Source organism: Thiosulfatihalobacter marinus (assembly GCF_016019955.1).
GTDB classification, from domain to species: domain Bacteria; phylum Pseudomonadota; class Alphaproteobacteria; order Rhodobacterales; family Rhodobacteraceae; genus Shimia; species Shimia marinus_A.
Genome location: NZ_JAECRZ010000003.1, coordinates 65,740 through 83,475 on the forward strand (window position 1 = coordinate 65,740; position 17,736 = coordinate 83,475).

General features: G+C 62.4%; 17 protein-coding genes and 1 tRNA gene. 12 read left to right on the forward strand and 6 right to left on the reverse strand.

Annotated features, from left to right (window positions below; all coding sequences use genetic code 11):
- Positions 1-88 precede the first annotated feature (88 nt).
- The 3 genes from nusG to I3253_RS05650 form a co-directional block, all read right to left on the reverse strand.
- Complete coding sequence (gene nusG, locus I3253_RS05640; RefSeq protein WP_197916671.1) at positions 89-622, reverse strand: transcription termination/antitermination protein NusG; 534 nt, start codon at positions 620-622, stop codon at positions 89-91.
- 195 nt (positions 623-817) lie between these two features.
- On the reverse strand, positions 818-1,015 hold the full coding sequence (gene secE / locus I3253_RS05645; RefSeq protein WP_197916672.1) for a preprotein translocase subunit SecE: 198 nt from the start codon (positions 1,013-1,015) through the stop codon (positions 818-820).
- Positions 1,016-1,092: 77 nt separating this feature from the next.
- Entirely contained in the window at positions 1,093-1,539 is a 447-nt protein-coding gene (locus tag I3253_RS05650; RefSeq protein ID WP_197916673.1) for a hypothetical protein, read from the reverse strand.
- Positions 1,540-2,239: 700 nt separating this feature from the next.
- Between I3253_RS05650 and I3253_RS05655 the strand changes: the two genes are divergently transcribed.
- The 10 genes from I3253_RS05655 to I3253_RS05700 all read left to right on the forward strand — a co-directional run bounded on the left by I3253_RS05655 (position 2,240) and on the right by I3253_RS05700 (position 12,760).
- Positions 2,240-3,376, forward strand: a complete 1,137-nt coding sequence (locus I3253_RS05655; RefSeq protein ID WP_197916948.1) for an ROK family transcriptional regulator — start codon at positions 2,240-2,242, stop codon at positions 3,374-3,376.
- Between the two features lie 13 nt (positions 3,377-3,389).
- Positions 3,390-4,316: a carbohydrate kinase family protein gene (locus I3253_RS05660; RefSeq protein WP_197916674.1), complete on the forward strand. Its 927-nt coding sequence runs from the start codon at positions 3,390-3,392 to the stop codon at positions 4,314-4,316.
- A gap of 246 nt (positions 4,317-4,562) precedes the next feature.
- Positions 4,563-5,594: a LacI family DNA-binding transcriptional regulator gene (locus tag I3253_RS05665; RefSeq protein ID WP_197916675.1), complete on the forward strand. Its 1,032-nt coding sequence runs from the start codon at positions 4,563-4,565 to the stop codon at positions 5,592-5,594.
- A gap of 118 nt (positions 5,595-5,712) precedes the next feature.
- On the forward strand, positions 5,713-7,017 hold the full coding sequence (locus I3253_RS05670; protein WP_197916676.1) for an ABC transporter substrate-binding protein: 1,305 nt from the start codon (positions 5,713-5,715) through the stop codon (positions 7,015-7,017).
- Between the two features lie 117 nt (positions 7,018-7,134).
- Entirely contained in the window at positions 7,135-8,001 is an 867-nt protein-coding gene (locus I3253_RS05675) for a carbohydrate ABC transporter permease (protein WP_197916677.1), read from the forward strand.
- A 10-nt stretch (positions 8,002-8,011) separates the two neighbouring features.
- Complete coding sequence (locus tag I3253_RS05680; RefSeq protein WP_197916678.1) at positions 8,012-8,842, forward strand: carbohydrate ABC transporter permease; 831 nt, start codon at positions 8,012-8,014, stop codon at positions 8,840-8,842.
- A gap of 14 nt (positions 8,843-8,856) precedes the next feature.
- Positions 8,857-9,861, forward strand: coding sequence for an ABC transporter ATP-binding protein (locus I3253_RS05685; RefSeq protein WP_197916679.1), 1,005 nt, complete (start codon positions 8,857-8,859; stop codon positions 9,859-9,861).
- On the forward strand, positions 9,858-10,637 hold the full coding sequence (locus I3253_RS05690) for an L-iditol 2-dehydrogenase (RefSeq protein ID WP_269648318.1): 780 nt from the start codon (positions 9,858-9,860) through the stop codon (positions 10,635-10,637). The genes I3253_RS05685 and I3253_RS05690 overlap by 4 nt, the downstream gene beginning before the upstream one ends.
- Complete coding sequence (locus I3253_RS05695) at positions 10,625-12,130, forward strand: mannitol dehydrogenase family protein (protein WP_197916681.1); 1,506 nt, start codon at positions 10,625-10,627, stop codon at positions 12,128-12,130. Before I3253_RS05690 ends, I3253_RS05695 begins: the two co-directional genes overlap by 13 nt.
- A 9-nt stretch (positions 12,131-12,139) precedes the next feature.
- On the forward strand, positions 12,140-12,760 hold the full coding sequence (locus I3253_RS05700; protein WP_232236933.1) for a nucleoside/nucleotide kinase family protein: 621 nt from the start codon (positions 12,140-12,142) through the stop codon (positions 12,758-12,760).
- Between the two features lie 142 nt (positions 12,761-12,902).
- On the opposite strand, the gene I3253_RS05705 is transcribed toward I3253_RS05700, so the two are convergent.
- Positions 12,903-12,978 (reverse strand) — tRNA-Trp (locus I3253_RS05705).
- Between the two features lie 154 nt (positions 12,979-13,132).
- Here I3253_RS05705 and I3253_RS05710 point away from each other — a divergent pair.
- Entirely contained in the window at positions 13,133-13,831 is a 699-nt protein-coding gene (locus I3253_RS05710) for a lysophospholipid acyltransferase family protein (RefSeq protein WP_332255672.1), read from the forward strand.
- A 115-nt stretch (positions 13,832-13,946) separates the two neighbouring features.
- Here the strand turns inward: I3253_RS05710 and tuf are convergent, their stop codons facing one another.
- Both tuf and I3253_RS05720 read right to left on the reverse strand, forming a co-directional pair.
- Positions 13,947-15,122 carry an elongation factor Tu gene (tuf, locus tag I3253_RS05715; RefSeq protein WP_197916661.1) on the reverse strand — a complete coding sequence of 392 codons (1,176 nt, stop codon included), beginning with the start codon at positions 15,120-15,122 and terminating at the stop codon, positions 13,947-13,949.
- A 99-nt stretch (positions 15,123-15,221) separates the two neighbouring features.
- A complete protein-coding gene (locus I3253_RS05720; RefSeq protein WP_197916682.1) occupies positions 15,222-15,842 on the reverse strand; it encodes a hypothetical protein in 621 nt (206 codons plus the stop codon).
- A gap of 115 nt (positions 15,843-15,957) precedes the next feature.
- Between I3253_RS05720 and I3253_RS05725 the strand changes: the two genes are divergently transcribed.
- Positions 15,958-17,313 (forward strand): cytochrome P450, encoded by a 1,356-nt coding sequence (locus I3253_RS05725; RefSeq protein WP_197916683.1) that lies wholly within the window; start codon positions 15,958-15,960, stop codon positions 17,311-17,313.
- Positions 17,314-17,736: the final 423 nt, after the last annotated feature.

Genomic DNA, 17,736 nt, shown 5'->3' on the forward strand with positions numbered 1-17,736 from the left:
GCGTCACTCAATCCGCCGCATCAGCCGCAAACGAAAAACGCCGCGCCGGGTTGCCCCGCGCGGCGCCTCAGATCTCTGTGTCGCAGGCTCAGCCCTGCTTCGTGACCTGCGTGAATTCCAGCTCGACCGGGGTTTCGCGGCCAAAGATCGACACCGTCACCTTCAGGCGCTGGTTGTCGTCGTCCACTTCCTCGACCATGCCATCGAAATCCTCGAACGGGCCATCGTTCACCTTGACCCGCTCGCCCACTTCAAAGCTGATCATCAGCTTGGGCGCTTCCTCGCCTTCCTGCACGCGGCCCAGAATGCCCTGCACCTCGGCGTCGCGCATCGGCATCGGGCGGCCCTGCGGCCCCAGGAACCCGGTGACGCGGTTGATCGAGTTGATCAGGTGATAGCCGTGATCGCTCATTTCCATATGCACCAGCACATAGCCCGGCATGAAACGGCGCTCGGCCGTCACCTTCTTGCCACGGCGCACTTCGATCACTTCCTCGGTCGGCACCAGAACCTCGTCGATCTGATCTTCCAGACCCTGCTCTTCCACCGACTGGCGAATCTGCTCGGCGACCTTCTTTTCAAAGTTCGACAGCACGCTTACCGAATACCACCGTTTCGCCATGTGTTCGTCTTCCCGTTTTTCGCCGGCGCAGTGCCGGTCTCCTTGATCCGCGCCCCTTGGAAACGGGGCCTTTCGGGAACAAAAAAGCGGCGTGCAACTCGATTCGCCACACGCCATGTTCCAAAGCTGGCCGTGACCTACCGGCCCCGCCCGATGATTTCAAGAGGCAAACCCGCCCCCGGTCCGCGACCGGGATCAGCCGAACAGGGACAGAACGCCCTGCAAACCCGACCGGATCAGAATGTCGACCAGCGAGAAAAACGCCGCCGTCAGTGCGGCCATGATGAACACCATGACCGTCGTCAACACCGTCTCGCGGCGGGTCGGCCAGACAACTTTGGACACTTCCGCGCGGACTTGCTGAATGAACGTGATCGGATTGGTTTTCGCCATGACGCTTCTTCTTTGCCTTGATCAGAGGCTCACATACTTGGGCGCCGCGGCAAATTCAAGGCCCGTTTCACAACCGCTCACCGCAACCGGGCCAATCGTTCAGCAAATCTGGGGTCCACGGGGCCTTCCCATGCGTCATTCTCGCCCAGCGGCTTGTAGAGGAACGGATGCCAGCGCGCGGGCAAGACCTTCTGCCAGGCCGCGCCCCGCGCCGGATCGGCCCAGATATGGCGCCTGAGCAGGTACAGCGCGATCCGTCCAAGCCTGTCCTGCCCGATCAGCGCCCCGACAATCAGAACCGCAAACACCAGCGCCGCGAACAGGACCGGAATGAACCACGGCTCCCACAGCGTCACCGCCAGCAAAAACATCACCGCGATTCCCCGTGGCGTCGCCAGGCGCCGTCGCACCCAGCGCACCGGGGCGCGCTCGGTAATGGTCAGGCGGCGCCAACCGGATTGCCCAACCGCTTCGGACACGGTTTCCCGTTTCGGCGGCGCCGCCCTGTCGGCGTCGCTTGCCACAGGGGCGTCCTGCGCGGCAACCGGCCGAGTCTCGTCCGGCGCACATGCCGGGTCCTGGTCTCTGGAATCCGGACTGGCCGGCGCGGCAGCACATGCAGATGTGCCATGCTCGGCGACCAGGGCCCGGATCGTGCTCAGGGTATCCCCGTTAAAGGGTTCCCCAGGCTCTATGATTTCTTCTCCAAACTGGCGTGCCCCCAGGCGGTCCCGTTCGGTCAACTCGTTTTCGCTCATCTCCGATCCCTCAAAGACAAGACTCCGGCCCGCCCGGACGGCTCGCCGCCCGGCGCAGCTTTCGGCCGCGGCAGCGTCAGGCCGAGTCGATTCGCAGCATTGCAGTAAGGCATTTTGTAGAAACATATGGGAAATTCAGGGGCCATTTTCCGGCAAAAACATGGCGCCGCTCTTCCCCGGAAGCCGGCGTCCCAATCCCGGGCGCGAAACAGATTTCTGGAACACCGGTTCAGCGGGGCCGGCGCGCCCACCCCAGTTCCCGCCACTGGCACGCCCCAACCGACGATATATAAATCATTGTTATTTATTTATTGACAGAATCGCCTGTATCACCGAATTTGCCGCCAAATCCGCCCCAAAACACCTGCACAGGACTGTCATGTTGCTTGAAACGCGCCCGGACACAGATCGCGCAACCGAACACGGCAGTGTCGGCGGCGTCGGGCGTGGAACAAACCAAAGTGCGATGCGCGCCTCCAACGAACGTCTTGTTCTGTCGCTCATCCGACGGGCCGGTCCGATGTCCAAGGCCGAAATCGCCCGCATGACCGGACTGTCGGCACAGACAGTCTCGGTGATCATGCGTGCGCTGGAACAGGACGGCCTTCTGACCAGGGGCGCGCCCGTGCGCGGCAAGGTCGGGCAACCTTCGGTCCCGATGGGGCTGAACAGGGACGGGGCGTTCTTTCTTGGCCTGAAGGTCGGGCGCCGGGCGGCCGAGCTTGTGCTGATCGATTTTCTGGGCGACGTAAAGTTTCATCGCCGCCAGGCCCACCGCATCCCGACGCCGGACTATGTCGTGCAGTTCGCACAACAGGTGTCCGGCGATTTTCTGGACAAGCTCCCCAAGGCCCAGCGCAGCCGGGTGGCCGGTCTTGGCATCGCGCTGCCGTTCCGGCTTTGGGATTGGGCGGAAACCACAGACGTGGGCGACAATGGGCTTGCGGCCTGGCGGACGCGCGACATCGCGGCCGAGATCAGCGCCTCTCTGGATGTTCCAACCTACCTTTGCAATGACGCTTCCGCGGCCTGCGGTGCCGAACTGGCCTTCGGGGATCAGAACAAGCCCCGCGATTTTCTGTATTTCTACATCGGCGACTTCGTCGGGGGCGGCCTTGTGTTGGACAACGCGCTTTACACCGGCAAGTCCGGCAACGCGGCAGCGCTGGGGTCGATTCCCGTGACCACAGGAAACGGCACCGCCTGCCAGTTGGTCGATCTGGCCTCCCTGGTGGCGCTGGAAGCGGAACTTGCGAACCTGGGCAAGGACACCACCACGCTCTGGGACCGGCCAGACCACTGGCACCTGCCGCAAGGCGTGCTCGGGGCCTGGCTCGATCAGGCGGCAAACGGCCTGGCGCAGGCGATTGTATCGTCCACCTGCCTTGTCGATTTTGCAACCGTTCTGATCGACGGCGCGATGCCGCCGGACTTGCGCGCGGAATTGGTCCGGCGAACAACCGCAACCCTGCACACCCTCACGGTTCCGGGAATTTCATTTCCTGAAATCCGGCAAGGCACGATCGGATACCGCGCCAAAACGCTGGGTGCAGCCAGCTTGCCGTTATCCGACCGTTTCCTGGTCGACCGCGAAACAATCTAAAAGGGGCTGACAGATGATACTCTGCTGCGGAGAGGCTCTGATCGACATGATCCCCACCGCCACCAGGGCCGGGCCGGATGGGTTCGTGCCACATTGTGGCGGCGCGGTCTTCAACACTGCGATCGCCCTGGGCCGACTTGGGGTGCAGACCGGTATGCTGACAGGCGTATCGAACGACGTTTTTGGCCAGCAACTGGTCGACGGGCTGAAATCCAGCCATGTGGACGTGTCGCATGTGATCCCTGCCGAACGGCCCACAACACTTGCCTTCGTGCGCCTGGTCGACGGCCATGCCACCTATGATTTCTACGACGAGAATTCCGCCGGGCGTATGCTGACGGCAGAAGACATGCCCGCCCTGACCGACGAGGTGACGGCGCTTTACTTTGGCGGCATCAGCCTGGCCTGCGAGCCGGGAGCGGATGCCTACGCCGCCCTGTTGGACCGCAGCGCAGGATCTCGGGCCGTGATGCTGGACCCGAATGTCCGCCCTGGCTTCATCCGGGACATCGATCGCTATCGCCAAAGGCTGGACCGAATGCTTGCGCTGTCCGATATCGTCAAGGTCTCGGACGAGGATCTCAACTGGCTCACCCCCGAGCCGCTGTCGCTGCGTGAAAAGGTGGATCGCCTTCTGGAAAAGGGCCCGTCTTTGGTAATCCTGACGCGCGGCGGCGAAGGCGCCACCGGATTTCTGGCCAACGGTGAAGAGGTGCAGGTGCCCGCCCTGAAAGCCCAGATCACCGATACGGTCGGCGCCGGCGATACGTTCAACGCCGGTGTCCTGGCCAAACTGTCGGAACTGGGACAGCTTCACAAATCCGGCCTTGCCGCCCTGTCGCCCGGGCTCTTGCGCGAAACCCTTTCCCACGGCGCGCGTGTCGCGGCGATCACCGTATCGCGTGCCGGCGCAAATCCGCCCTGGGCCGGCGAGCTGTAACGCGCACCCCTGCAAACCGCCACTGGCCTCCTGCACGACCTGGGCGGCGCGCCCGGGGCGATCGCGGGCCGCGCGTCACCCCGAGCGTACATGCCGCCGCGCGATCCATCCGCGGATTTACCCCCGGGCCTTGGACGCACAGCACGGTTCGGCCGCCCCGCCGAATCGAGGCTTGATCTTTACCTGTTGCCGGTCATATCTTTCAGAAAGTTTACACGCGTAGCGTTCTTGAAAAGAGACCGAAAAATGGCTTTGAAGCAAATCCGCAATATGGAAGAATTCGCGGCCGTCAGCGGTATCTCGCGCCCGACCCTGTCCAAGTATTTCAATGACCCGGACAGCGTCCGCCGCTCAACGCGAGAGCGGATCGAACTGGCCCTGACGCAATACGACTATCGCCCGAATGTCTACGCGGTGAACCAGAACAGACGTAAAACCAGGAATATCGGCGTTGTTGTTCCCAACCTCGCCGACCCGTTCTTTTCGGAAATCGGGCGCGAGGTCGAACTGGCCTGTATCGCGGCCGGATACAGCCCGATCCTCCTCAGCTCGCACGGCAACCCGACTCAGGAACGCGACAATCTGGAATTGCTCCGCTCCCTGAAGCCCGCAGGCGTGCTCCTTGCGCCGTTCGGGCGAATCTCGGACCGGGACGATATCGCCAGCTTCAACAAGCATATTCCGGTGGTCCTGTTCGATGCCAATATCGAGGACGCCTGCGAGGCGTTCGTCGGTACGAACAACTTTCAAAGCATCGATCTCATGGTGGAATACCTGTGCCGCAGCGGCGAGCCGCCCTGCCTGTTCGAAATGAAGTCTCCAACCAACCCGAATGCCAACAAACGCCGCCAGGCCTATCTGGAAAGCATGCAGCGCCATGGATTTCAGCCGCATATCTTCCAGGCCGAGGGGGATGGCTGGAACTTCGAGGAAATCGGCAGCGCCGAGGGCGGGCGATTTATCTCGCAGAACGCATTCGCCACCAATACCGTACTGTGCAGCAACGACCGTCTGGCCATCGGCGTGTTGTCGGCGGCCTATCGGCTGGGCAAGAAAGTGGGGCGCGGGCCGGACTGCGCGTTGCGCATCGCCGGGCATGACGACCACCCGTTTTCGCGCTTTACCTGCCCGTCGCTGACCACGATCGCACAGGATTATTCGGCCATCGCGAATCGTGCCGCCAGCACTCTTTTCCGGGTCCTGGACACCGACGAACGCCCGGCAGAGCGCGCCGAAACCCTGTTCAACGGCAATCTTGTCATGAGAGACTCAGCCTAACTCATTGTTCTAAATAATATTACTGCATTTAGTTTACGCGCGTAAATTTTTTATTGACTGCGCGTCACCTTAATCTGTAATACTGAGCCATCATCCCGACCAAGAGGAGGAACTCTGGATGTCTCTCAGAAATTCGGTTCTCGCAGCGACCGCCATGTCGCTCGTCACCGCGAGCGGCGCGTTCGCAGAAACCGTTACCATTGCCACCGTGAACAACGGTGACATGATCCGCATGCAAGGCCTGACGGACGACTTCACAGCAAAGACCGGCCACGTTGTCGAATGGGTCACGCTTGAAGAAAACGTGCTTCGTCAGCGCGTGACCACCGACATCTCGACCAAGGGTGGCGCGTTCGACATCATGACCATCGGCATGTACGAAACCCCGATCTGGGGCGCGAATGGCTGGCTGGTTCCGCTGGACGATCTCAGCGCCGAGTATGATGCCGATGACATCCTGCCGGCCATGGCAGGCGGCCTGAGCTACGAAGGCACGCTGTATGCGGCGCCGTTCTATGGCGAAAGCTCGATGATCATGTACCGCACCGACCTTATGGAAAAGGCCGGTCTGGAAATGCCCAAGGCGCCAACCTGGACCTTCATCCGCGAGGCGGCGGCCAAGATGACCGACCGCGCCAATGACATCAACGGCATCTGCCTGCGTGGCAAGGCCGGTTGGGGCGAAGGCGGCGCCTTCATCACCGCGATGTCCAACTCGTTCGGTGCCCGCTGGTTCGACGAGGACTGGAACGCCCAGTTCGACACCGAAGCCTGGGCCAACACCCTGAACTTCTACAAGGGCATGATGGACGAAAGCGGCCCCGCCGGTTACGCCACCAACGGGTTCAACGAAAATCTGTCGCTGTTCCAGCAAGGCAAATGCGGCATGTGGATCGACGCCACGGTTGCAGCGTCCTTTGTGACCAACCCCAACGACTCGACAGTGGCCGACAAGGTCAGCTTCGCCCTGGCACCCGACAACGGCCTTGGCAAACGCTCCAACTGGCTCTGGGCCTGGGCTCTGGCGATCCCTGCCGGCACCCAGAAAGAAGCCGCGGCCAAGCTGTTCGTCGAATGGGCCACGTCCAAAAGCTACATCGAACTGGTTGCTGCCAATGAAGGCTGGGCCAACGTACCTCCGGGCGCGCGCAAGTCGCTCTACGAGAACCCGGAATACATGAAGGTGCCCTTCGCCCAGATGACCCTGGACTCGATCCTGTCGGCCAACCCCGAGAATCCGACGGTTGACCCGGTTCCCTATGTCGGCGTGCAATTCGCGGCCATCCCCGAATTTGCCGGCATCGCCACCGAGGTAAGCCAGGAATTCTCGGCGGCCTACGCCGGTCAGCAGACCGTTGAAGAGGCCCTCGCCAAGGCGCAGGCCCTGACCAACGACGCGATGGAAGCTGCGGGCTACCGCTAAGCTTCACCAATAATCGAGGGCGGCGCCCCGCTGTGCGCCGCCCTCGCCCCAAAGCAACCGCACATGTTATCTATCGTCTGCAACGGCCCTATGCCGTAAACAGAGGAGGTATGCCCGATGGCAACCCAACACTCCCGATCAGCGGCGCGCCTCATGATGGCACCGGCGGTGGTCCTGCTCCTGGGGTGGATGCTCGTCCCCCTGACCATGACACTCTATTTTTCATTCAAGAAATACCTGCCCCTGCGTGGCGGTGATCTGGGATGGGTCGGTTTCGACAACTACGTTCGTTTCGTGACATCCAGCGCGTTCTGGCCTTCTGTTCTCACCACCCTGACCATCGTTGGCGGCGTTCTGGCCATCACCGTGATCCTGGGCATCCTGCTGGCGGTTCTGCTGAACCAGCCGATGTGGGGCCAGGGCGTGGTCCGCATCCTGGTGATTGCCCCATTCTTTGTCATGCCCACCGTTTCGGCGCTGGTCTGGAAGAACATGTTCATGGACCCGAACTATGGGCTACTGGCCTATCTTTGGGAGTTTTTCGGCGCCGAGCCGGTGCAATGGCTCAGCCAGGCCTCGCTGACATCGATCATCATGATCGTCAGCTGGCAATGGCTGCCCTTTGCCACGCTGATCCTGCTGACCGCGATCCAGTCTCTTGACAGCGAACAGCTCGAAGCCGCCGAGATGGACGGCGCGCCCTCCACGAAACGCTTTGCCTTTATCACCCTGCCGCATCTTGGCCGCGCGATCACCGTCGTGATCCTGATCCAGACAATCTTCCTGTTGTCGATCTTCGCCGAGATCTTCGTCACCACCGGCGGCGCCTTTGGTACCAAGACATTGACTTACCTGATCTTCCAGCGCGTGCTGGAAAGCCAGAACGTCGGTCTGGGGTCTGCCGGCGGCGTCTATGCAATCATTCTCGCCAATATCGTTGCCATCTTCCTGATGCGCATCGTCGGCAAGAACCTGGACGCGTGAGGAGGGCATCATGGCACGCACCGTTACCCAAAAACGCAAGATCATCAACACAGCCGCAGCCTGGAGTGTGGGATTGCTGATCTTTTTCCCGATCCTCTGGACAATCCTCACAAGCTTCAAGACCGAAGCACAGGCAATTGCCGATCCGCCACTCTTCCTGGGCTTCGACTGGACACTCGAAAACTACGCGGCCGTGATGGAACGCTCGAATTATGGCCGGTTCCTGTGGAACTCGATCGTCATTGCCGGTGGCTCGACGATCCTGGGCATCATCATCGCGGTGCCGGCCGCCTGGTCCATGGCTTTCGTGCCTTCCAAACGGACCAAGGACATCCTGTTGTGGATGCTCTCCACCAAGATGCTGCCCGCGGTCGGCGTGCTTTACCCGATCTACCTGTTGTTCATCCGGCTGGGCATTCTCGACACCAAGATTGGCCTGGTGATCGTGCTCATGCTGATCAACCTGCCGATCATCGTCTGGATGCTCTACACCTATTTCAAGGAGATCCCGGGCGAGATCCTCGAAGCGGCCCGGATGGATGGGGCGACACTGAAGGAAGAGGTGCTCTATGTCCTCACGCCCATGGCCATTCCCGGCATTGCCTCGACGTTGCTTCTCAATGTCATCCTGGCCTGGAACGAGGCCTTCTGGACGCTGAACCTGACCGCGGCCAAGGCGGCCCCGCTCACGGCCTTTATCGCCAGCTATTCCAGCCCCGAGGGTCTTTTCTACGCCAAGCTCAGCGCGGCCTCGACCATGGCCATCGCGCCGATCCTCATCCTTGGCTGGTTCAGCCAGAAACAACTTGTCAGCGGCCTGACCTTCGGCGCTGTGAAATAGGAAGGAACAGACCTATGGGACAGATCAAACTCAACAAGGTGTCCAAAAGCTTCGGCGAGACCGAAGTCATCCCGCCCCTGGACCTGACCATCGAAGACGGCGAGTTCACAGTTTTTGTCGGCCCTTCGGGTTGCGGCAAGTCCACCCTCCTGCGCCTGATCGCCGGGCTGGAAGACATCACGTCCGGGGTGATCGAGATCGACGGCCTGGATGCAACCAACGTGCCCCCGGCCAAACGCGGCCTCGCCATGGTGTTCCAGTCCTATGCGCTTTACCCGCATATGTCGGTGCGCAAGAACATCGCCTTTCCGATGAAAATGGCGGGCGTTCCCGCCGACGAACAGGCGCGCCGCATCACCGCCGCCGCCGAGGCGCTGAACCTTACCGATTACCTCGACCGGCGTCCCGGTCAGCTTTCGGGCGGGCAGCGCCAGCGCGTGGCCATCGGCCGCGCCATCGTTCGCGAACCGGCGGCATTCCTGTTTGACGAACCGCTGTCGAACCTTGATGCGGCGCTGCGGGTCGGGATGCGGCTTGAAATCAGCGAAATGCACAAGCGGCTGGCCACCACGATGATCTATGTCACCCATGACCAGGTCGAAGCCATGACCATGGCCGACAAGATCGTGGTGCTGCGCGCCGGGGTGATCGAACAGGTCGGCACGCCGCTGGAACTGTATCACACCCCCTGCAACGAATTCGTGGCCGGCTTCATTGGCTCGCCCCAGATGAATCTTCTCAAGGGGGACGAGGCGGCGAGACACGGCGCGACAACCATCGGAATCCGCCCTGAACACACCGATGTCAGCCAGACCGAAGGCACCTGGAAGGGCGTCGTCGGCGTGGCCGAACATCTGGGCTCGGATACGTTCCTGCATGTCCACGGGGTTCCGGGCTGCGACCCGATGACGGTACGCGTGGACGGCGAATTGCCCGTCCGCCACGGCGACACGATCTACCTGACGCCGCAACTGGACAAGCTGCACAAGTTTGACACGCAGGGTCTGAGGATCGACTGATGCGTCTGGCGGGCAAGACAGCCTTGATAACCGGCGCCGCCCGCGGAATCGGGCGGGCCTTCGCCGCGGCCTACCTGGCCGAAGGCGCGCGGGTGATCATCGCCGACATCGACGAGCGGCGCGCGTCTGAAACGGCTTTGGCCCTGGGCGGCGACAACGCGTTGGCGATTGGCATGGATGTCACCGACCTGCACAGCATCGACAATGCGATCCGTCTTGCCGAAAAGCACGGCTTTGCGCCCATCGACATCCTGATAAACAATGCCGCGCTGTTCACGGCCGCGCCCATAGTCGAGATCGCCCCCCAGGACTACGCGCGCATCTTCGATGTGAACGTCAAAGGCACGCTCTTCACGATGCAAGCCGTAGCGCGCCACATGATCGCCCATGGTATCCGGGGCAAGATCATCAACATGGCCAGCCAGGCCGGACGACGCGGCGAACCGCTGGTCGCGGTCTATTGTGCCAGCAAGGCGGCGGTCATCAGCCTGACCCAATCGGCGGGGCTGAATCTGATCTCCCACGGCATCAACGTCAATGCCATCTCCCCCGGCGTCGTCGACGGCGAGCATTGGGATGGCGTCGATGCCTTTTTCGCAAAATACGAGGCCAAGGCCCCCGGCCAGAAAAAGGCCGAAGTGGGCGCGGCTGTCCCGTTCGGCAGAATGGGGACAGCCGACGATCTGACCGGTATGGCAATTTTCCTTGCCAGCACCGAAAGCGACTACGTCGTATCACAGACCTATAACGTGGACGGTGGCCAATGGATGAGCTGATCAAACTTTCGAATGCAACGCTCGCGCAACTGGCGATCGAACATCCGCGCTATGACCGCTCGGCGCTAAGACCCGGGATTGTTCATATCGGCGTGGGCAATTTCCACCGCGCCCATCAGGCCTGGTACCTGCATCGTCTGATGCAGGCAGGCAAGGCTCGGGACTGGGCCATCCTTGGGGCCGGGGTTCGCGCCTATGATGCCGCGATGCGCGACAAGCTGCTGGCACAGGATTGCCTGACCACGCTGATCGAACTCGACACCCGGCAAACCTCTGCCGAAGTGGTCGGATCGATGATCGGCTATCTCCCCATCGCCGAAGGCAACGGCCCCCTGATCGCCGCGCTGGCCGATCCGGCCATCCGGATCGTCGCCCTGACGATCACCGAAAGCGGGTACTATCTCGATCCTGTCACCAAGCATTTTGATGTATCCCACCCCGACATTCAGCACGATGCCGCGAACCCGCAGACACCGCGCACCGCCTTTGGCGCCATGGTCGCCGCGCTCCGCCTGCGACGCGACGCGGGCCAGGGCCCCTTTACCGGGCTCAGCTGCGACAACCTGCAAGGCAACGGCGCGATCCTGCGCCAGACCGTGGTGTCGCTGGCCCGGCTGTCCGACCCGGCACTGGCCGACTGGATCGAGACCAACGCGACATTCCCGAACTCGATGGTCGATTGCATCGCGCCCGCAACCGGCCCGGCCGAGATCGCCCTGGCGCACGCCTTCGGCATCGACGACGCCGCCCCTGTCACCCACGAGGCCTATCGGCAATGGGTCATCGAGGACAAGTTCTGCGCCGGCCGCCCCGGTTGGGACGAGGTTGGCGCAACTTTCTCCGACGATGTCCATGCCTATGAAACGATGAAAATCCGCATCTTGAACGCCGGACACCAGGTACTGGCCAATGTCGGCGACGTGCTGGGAATCGAAACCATCTCGGACTGCATGGCGCATCCCGGTATTTCGGCGATGTTTCGCAAGGTACAGTCCGAAGAGATCGCCCTGACCGTGGATCCGGTGCCGGGAATGACACCGCTCGCCTATCTGGACCTGATCGAGACACGGTTTTCCAACCCCCGGATCATCGACACCACCCGCCGCGTCGCCTTTGACGGTTCCGCCCGCCATACGGGTTTCGTGCTGCCCATCCTGCGCGATCAACTGGCCGGCAATCGGTCGGTTTCGGGCCTAGCCCTTGTCGAGGCCCTTTGGGCGCGGATGTGCGAAGGCACCCGCGAAAACGGCACGCGGATCGAAGCCAACGATCCGCTTTGGGCGGACCTCACCACAGCCGCCAGCGCGGCCAAATCCCGCCCCGCCGCGTGGCTGGAGCAGCATCGGTTCTACGGCGAACTCGCCCGGGATCGGCGGTTTTCGGAGGCGTTTGAAGGTTGGCTTGCACTGATCTGGGCCGAAGGATGCGAAGCCGCGCTGGAAAATTACAGCGCCGCCAGCACGTCAAACCGGCACTCCTCGGGAACCGGATAGGGGCACGCGTTGACCGGGATCACCGCAACAGACCTCCTTGGGATCATTCAGGCCCGTGCCGCGGAACAGCATCGCCTTCTGGTCGCGATCGCGGGTCCGCCCGGATCCGGGAAATCGACTCTGGCGGCCGATCTGGCGGCGCGGTTGGGCCCGACAGCCGTCATCCTGCCCATGGACGGATTTCACCTGGACAATGACCGGTTGCGCCAGTTGGGGCTCCTGCACCGCAAAGGAGCGCCCGAGACCTTCGATGCCATGGGATTCATCTCCCTCCTGCGTGACGTGCGCGCCAGGCCGGACGTACCCTTCCCGACCTTCGATCGGGACGCGGACAGCACCGTTCCGGACTCAGGCCACATCCGCGGGGATACCCGAATTGTCCTGGTCGAAGGCAACTATCTCCTTCTGAAAACGCCACCATGGACCGGCCTTTCCGGCCTCTTTGATCTGACCGTCCGAGTGGATGTCAGCAGAAAGGAGCTTGAAAAACGGCTTGTTGCGCGATGGCGTGACCAAGGGCTGCCGGCCGCCCAGGCCCGGGCGCGCGCCCTTGGCAATGACATGAAGAATGCCGATTTCATGATCGAAAATTCGCATTTGCCGGAATTCACACTGACAACCGAAGTCTGACTCGCGCGCCACGCGCCCCCGCGTGTGCCTGCCCCCCCTCATGTCCGTAAGAAAACCCGGCAACCGGATCACCATACCGGAAAACCCGCCCAACCGGTCGTACGCGTCTTGCGCGGATTGCAAAAAACGGCAATGAAAACAATGGCAGGGGCAGCAGGGTTCGAACCCGCGACCTACGGTTTTGGAGACCGTCGCTCTACCAACTGAGCTATACCCCTGTGGTGCGGCAGTTCCTAGTCCACCGCCGCGCCGGAGGCAAGAGGGAAATCGCCAGGCAGGCGCCCTCTCCACCCGGCAAAGCCCCGGGCTGGCGCCACGGGGGGCGCTGATCTATGAGAGGGTCGGAGAAATCGCAAAAAGGGATCGCGCCCGGTGAGCCTCAGAAAGAAATTAGCCGATACACCCTGGGTCAATCGCATGGTCGAAGCCGCGTTCGCCACCTGGCTGCGATTCGCCTTTTACACCTCTCGCTGGACACGCACGGGATGTGACGAGGTCGATGCCTGCCTGGCCCGGGGCGAAGCGGTCATTTTTGTCTCCTGGCACCAGCGCCTCATCATGGCGCCTTTCGTGATCCAGGCGCCCCGTGGCGCGCGTATCTGCGCCCTGACCTCCGCCGCGCGCGGCGGGCGGCTGGCCGGGCAGATCGTTGTCCGGCTGGGCTGGGAAACCATCCCCATGTCCAGCCACAAACGCCATGTCACGCTCTCGCGCGAAGTGCTGCGCCGCACCCGCGACGGCTGTTCCATCGGCATCGCCGCAGACGGCCCGCGCGGCCCGGCACGGGTGCTGTCCACCGTGCCCATCGTCTGGGCGCGCACCACAGGTTGCCGGGTGTTCATGGTGGCCTTTGCCGAACGCCGCGTGCTGCGCCTGCCCACCTGGGACAAACAGATGCTGCCCCTGCCCTTTTCCAAAGGCGTCCTGATGTGCCGCGAATGGACCGACTCGGTTCCGCGCAAGGCCAGCGACGCAGAGGCCGAGGCGCTGCGCCTCAGTCTCGAACAGGCGCTGGATGCCCTGACCGACGACGCCGATGCCGCCATCGGGCGCCACTCCGAAAAATTCTGACCCGACGACGCCGTTCCAGCCGCCCGAATGAGAACCGGACAGAAACCGGACAAAAAAGGCCGCCCCCTGGGGCGGCCTTTCGGTTTTGGGGCGGGGCGGCAGAGCCGCCGGTGCCTTACTCGATGATCTTCGACACGACGCCCGAACCCACGGTGCGGCCGCCTTCGCGGATGGCAAAGCGCAGGCCCTGCTCCATCGCGATCGGGGCGATCAGTTCAACGTTGAACTTCAGGTTGTCGCCCGGCATCACCATCTCGGTGCCCTCGGGCAGCTGAACCGTGCCCGTCACGTCCGTCGTGCGGAAGTAGAACTGCGGGCGATAGTTCGCGAAGAACGGCGTGTGGCGACCACCTTCATCCTTCGTCAGGATATAGGCTTCGGCTTCGAACTTGGTGTGCGGTGTCACCGAGCCCGGCTTGCACAGAACCTGACCACGCTCAACCGCCTCACGGTCGATCCCGCGCAGCAGCGCGCCGATGTTGTCGCCCGCCTCGCCGCGATCCAGCAGCTTGCGGAACATTTCAACACCCGTACAGGTCGTGGTCTGCGTGTCCTTGATGCCAACGATCTCGATGTTGTCGCCAACATTGATCACGCCGCGCTCCACACGACCGGTCACAACCGTGCCACGGCCCGAGATCGAGAACACGTCCTCGATCGGCATCAGGAACGGCTCGTCAACCGCGCGCGGCGGCTGCGGGATGAACTCGTCAACCGCTTTCATCAGCTCGGCAATCTTGTCCTTGCCAATCGCGTCGTCGCGGTCTTCCAGAGCCGCCAGAGCCGACCCGGCGATGACCGGAATGTCGTCGCCCGGATAGCCGTACTCGGTCAGAAGCTCGCGGATTTCCATCTCGACAAGCTCCAGAAGCTCTTCGTCGTCAACCTGGTCAACCTTGTTCATGAACACGACCATCGCGGGAATACCCACCTGGCGACCCAGAAGAATGTGCTCGCGCGTCTGCGGCATCGGGCCGTCGGCCGCGTTCACAACCAGGATCGCGCCGTCCATCTGCGCCGCACCCGTGATCATGTTCTTCACATAGTCCGCGTGGCCGGGGCAGTCCACATGCGCATAGTGGCGCGCGTCGGTTTCATACTCCACATGCGCCGTCGAGATCGTGATCCCGCGCGCTTTCTCTTCCGGCGCGCCGTCAATCTCGTCATAGGCCTTGAAGTCACCGAATTGCTTGGTGATCGCCGCCGTCAGAGTCGTCTTGCCATGGTCAACGTGACCGATGGTGCCGATGTTGCAGTGCGGTTTGCTGCGTTCAAACTTTTCCTTGGCCATGAAGGGCGCCTTCTATCTGATTGGGGGCGTTGCAGCCCGATTTCCTCTACGGCGCGCGACATATTGGGTTGCGCGGCAAAAATCAAGCGGGGTTTCGCGCTATCGCAACTCTTCCAAGGCCTTGCGTCGCGCGGCCCGCTCTTCGTCACTGTCCAGCCAGCAGGTGGCCAGCACATCCGCTGGCACGTCATCCACCAGACAGGCCCGGTTTTCATACATCCATTTCTCGATCGCCCTGGCCGCGTTGTAGGTCAGGTTTGCCATCTGCTCGTCGGCATCCTGGCTCAGCCCCGATCCCACGATCGACGCCCCCGTCAGGGTCTCGATCACCACGATTTCCTTGGCTTCTTCGTTGAACCTGGTGCCGGCACGATCATCCCAGGCCGTGACCGTGATGATCAGCGCGCTCTTGGGGGAATAGATCAGCGGCACGCCAGGCTGCGCCAGCACATAGCCCGACAGATTCACCCCAAAATGCACCAGCCGCGTGCCATCATACCGACCGAACCGCGCATCGATCGCCTGCTTCATCGAGGCGATCCATTTCTCGTCGCTGGCCTCGCGCGACAGCGGGCCTTTCTGCAATTGCGGCGCCACCACGATATTGTGGCCCAGCTTGAAATCGCCCAGGTCCACCGGCGGTTCCTCCACGGTCCCGGTTGGCACTTCACAGGCCGAAAGGGCCAACAGGGTCGTCATGATCAGGGCCAGGCGCTTCATGGGTCACTCACATCGGTGAAAACTGCCAGAACCGATAGCCCAAGCCGTGCCTACATTCAACGCCAGCCTTTCGCCGCGCTCCCGCAGCCCCTATCTTGTGACAAAAGGAACCCCGATGTCCGAAACCGCCCTGCCCGTTCACGTCGCCCTTGCCACCCAGCCTCTGGGGGTGATGGGCTCGCTTCGGGCCGCGCGCTCCAACCTCCTGTCGATCCTGCCGGAAATCGCCGTGCGACAGCCCATGGTTTCGGGACGCACCGGTATCCGCTGGCACATGGTCATGGATCCGGGCGCGATTCGCCGGGTTTTGCTGGAAAAGGTGGATGACTACCCCAAGTCCAAAGCCACCAAGAACATTCTGCGCCCCGCAATCGGCGACAGCCTGTTCATCGCCGAAGACGCCCATTGGCGCTGGCAACGCCGCGCCGCCGCGCCGGTGTTCTCGCATCGCAACGTGATGAACCTCGCCCCCGTCATGAGCGCCGCCGCCGGGCGCTCGGTCAGCCGGATCGCCGCCGCGAACGGCACCCGCGCCGTCGATTTCCTGGACGAGATGGTCCGCACCACCTTTGACGTGATCTCCGAGGTGACGTTTTCGGGCCAGGGCAGTTTCGACAGCGACGCGGTGCACCGCGCGATTGATGCCTATATCGCCGAGGCGGGCAAGATATCCCTGCTCGACATGCTTGGCCTGCCCGACTGGATCCCGCGCCCGGGGCGGCTGTTGTCGGGCAAGGTGGTGGGACAGATGAAACAGGTTGCCGACGAAGCGATCGACGCCCGCCGCGCCCGTGGCCCCGGCGACATCCCCGACCTGCTCGATCTTCTGCTGGCCGGGGAAGATCCCGAAACCCGGCGCCGCATGAACACGTCCGAACTGCGCGACAACCTGCTCACCTTTATTGTGGCCGGGCACGAAACAACCGCCCTCACCCTGGCCTGGTCGCTTTATCTCTGCGCCTTTGATCAGGGCGTGCAGGATCGCGCCCGCGCCGAGGCACAATCGGTCATGGCCGGTGACACCGCCACCGGTGAAGAGGCCCAGAACATGCCCTTCATCCGCCAGATCGTGGACGAGGCTCTGCGCCTTTATCCGCCCGCCGGGATCATCTCGCGCACCGCGCAAAAGCCCGACATGCTTTGCGCCCGCGAGATCCGGCCCGGCGATACGGTGATGATCCCGATCTACGCCCTGCACCGCAATCACATGCTCTGGGACAGCCCGGACGCCTTTCGCCCGGACCGCTTTGCAAACCGCAAGGCGGTGGAACGGTATGCCTACCTGCCCTTTGGCGACGGGCCGCGCATCTGCATCGGCGCGTCCTTTGCCATTCAGGAAGCGGTCATCATCCTTGCCACCCTGCTCGCCGGTTTCCGCTTTCGCCTTGTGCCGGGGCGTGATCCCGAACCGGTGATGATCCTCACCTTACGGCCCGACACCGGTGTCTGGCTCACGGCGGAACCGGTCTGACCGTTGTTCCACGTTTGCCGAGCCTGATCGTCTGACCGATCACGCGCCGTCTGTTCCGGCCGTTTTCAAGTTCGACTTCTCACAAACGGAATATCCCGACGAACGGCCCGCGCGGCCTTTTGATCGCCAGCCCCCGCCACCCGTTATCAAATCGTCAATTCCGCGCCTGCCTCCGCGCCCAAACCCTTGCTCTGATCGTAACCAATTCTGCCCGGCCTGCTCCAAGACCAAACGCTCAGGCCTTGATAACACGCCAATCTTAACAAACCCTTGCGCACGGTCCGTTAACGGGCGGGCCGCATAGCCCCCTCACCAACGTGATACCGTTGGAATACCGACGCAATACCGACATGCACCCCCCCAGCAAAACAAGGCTGTTAACCCTTTGAGTCGGACAAAGGCCGGCCCTCGAACCCGAACACC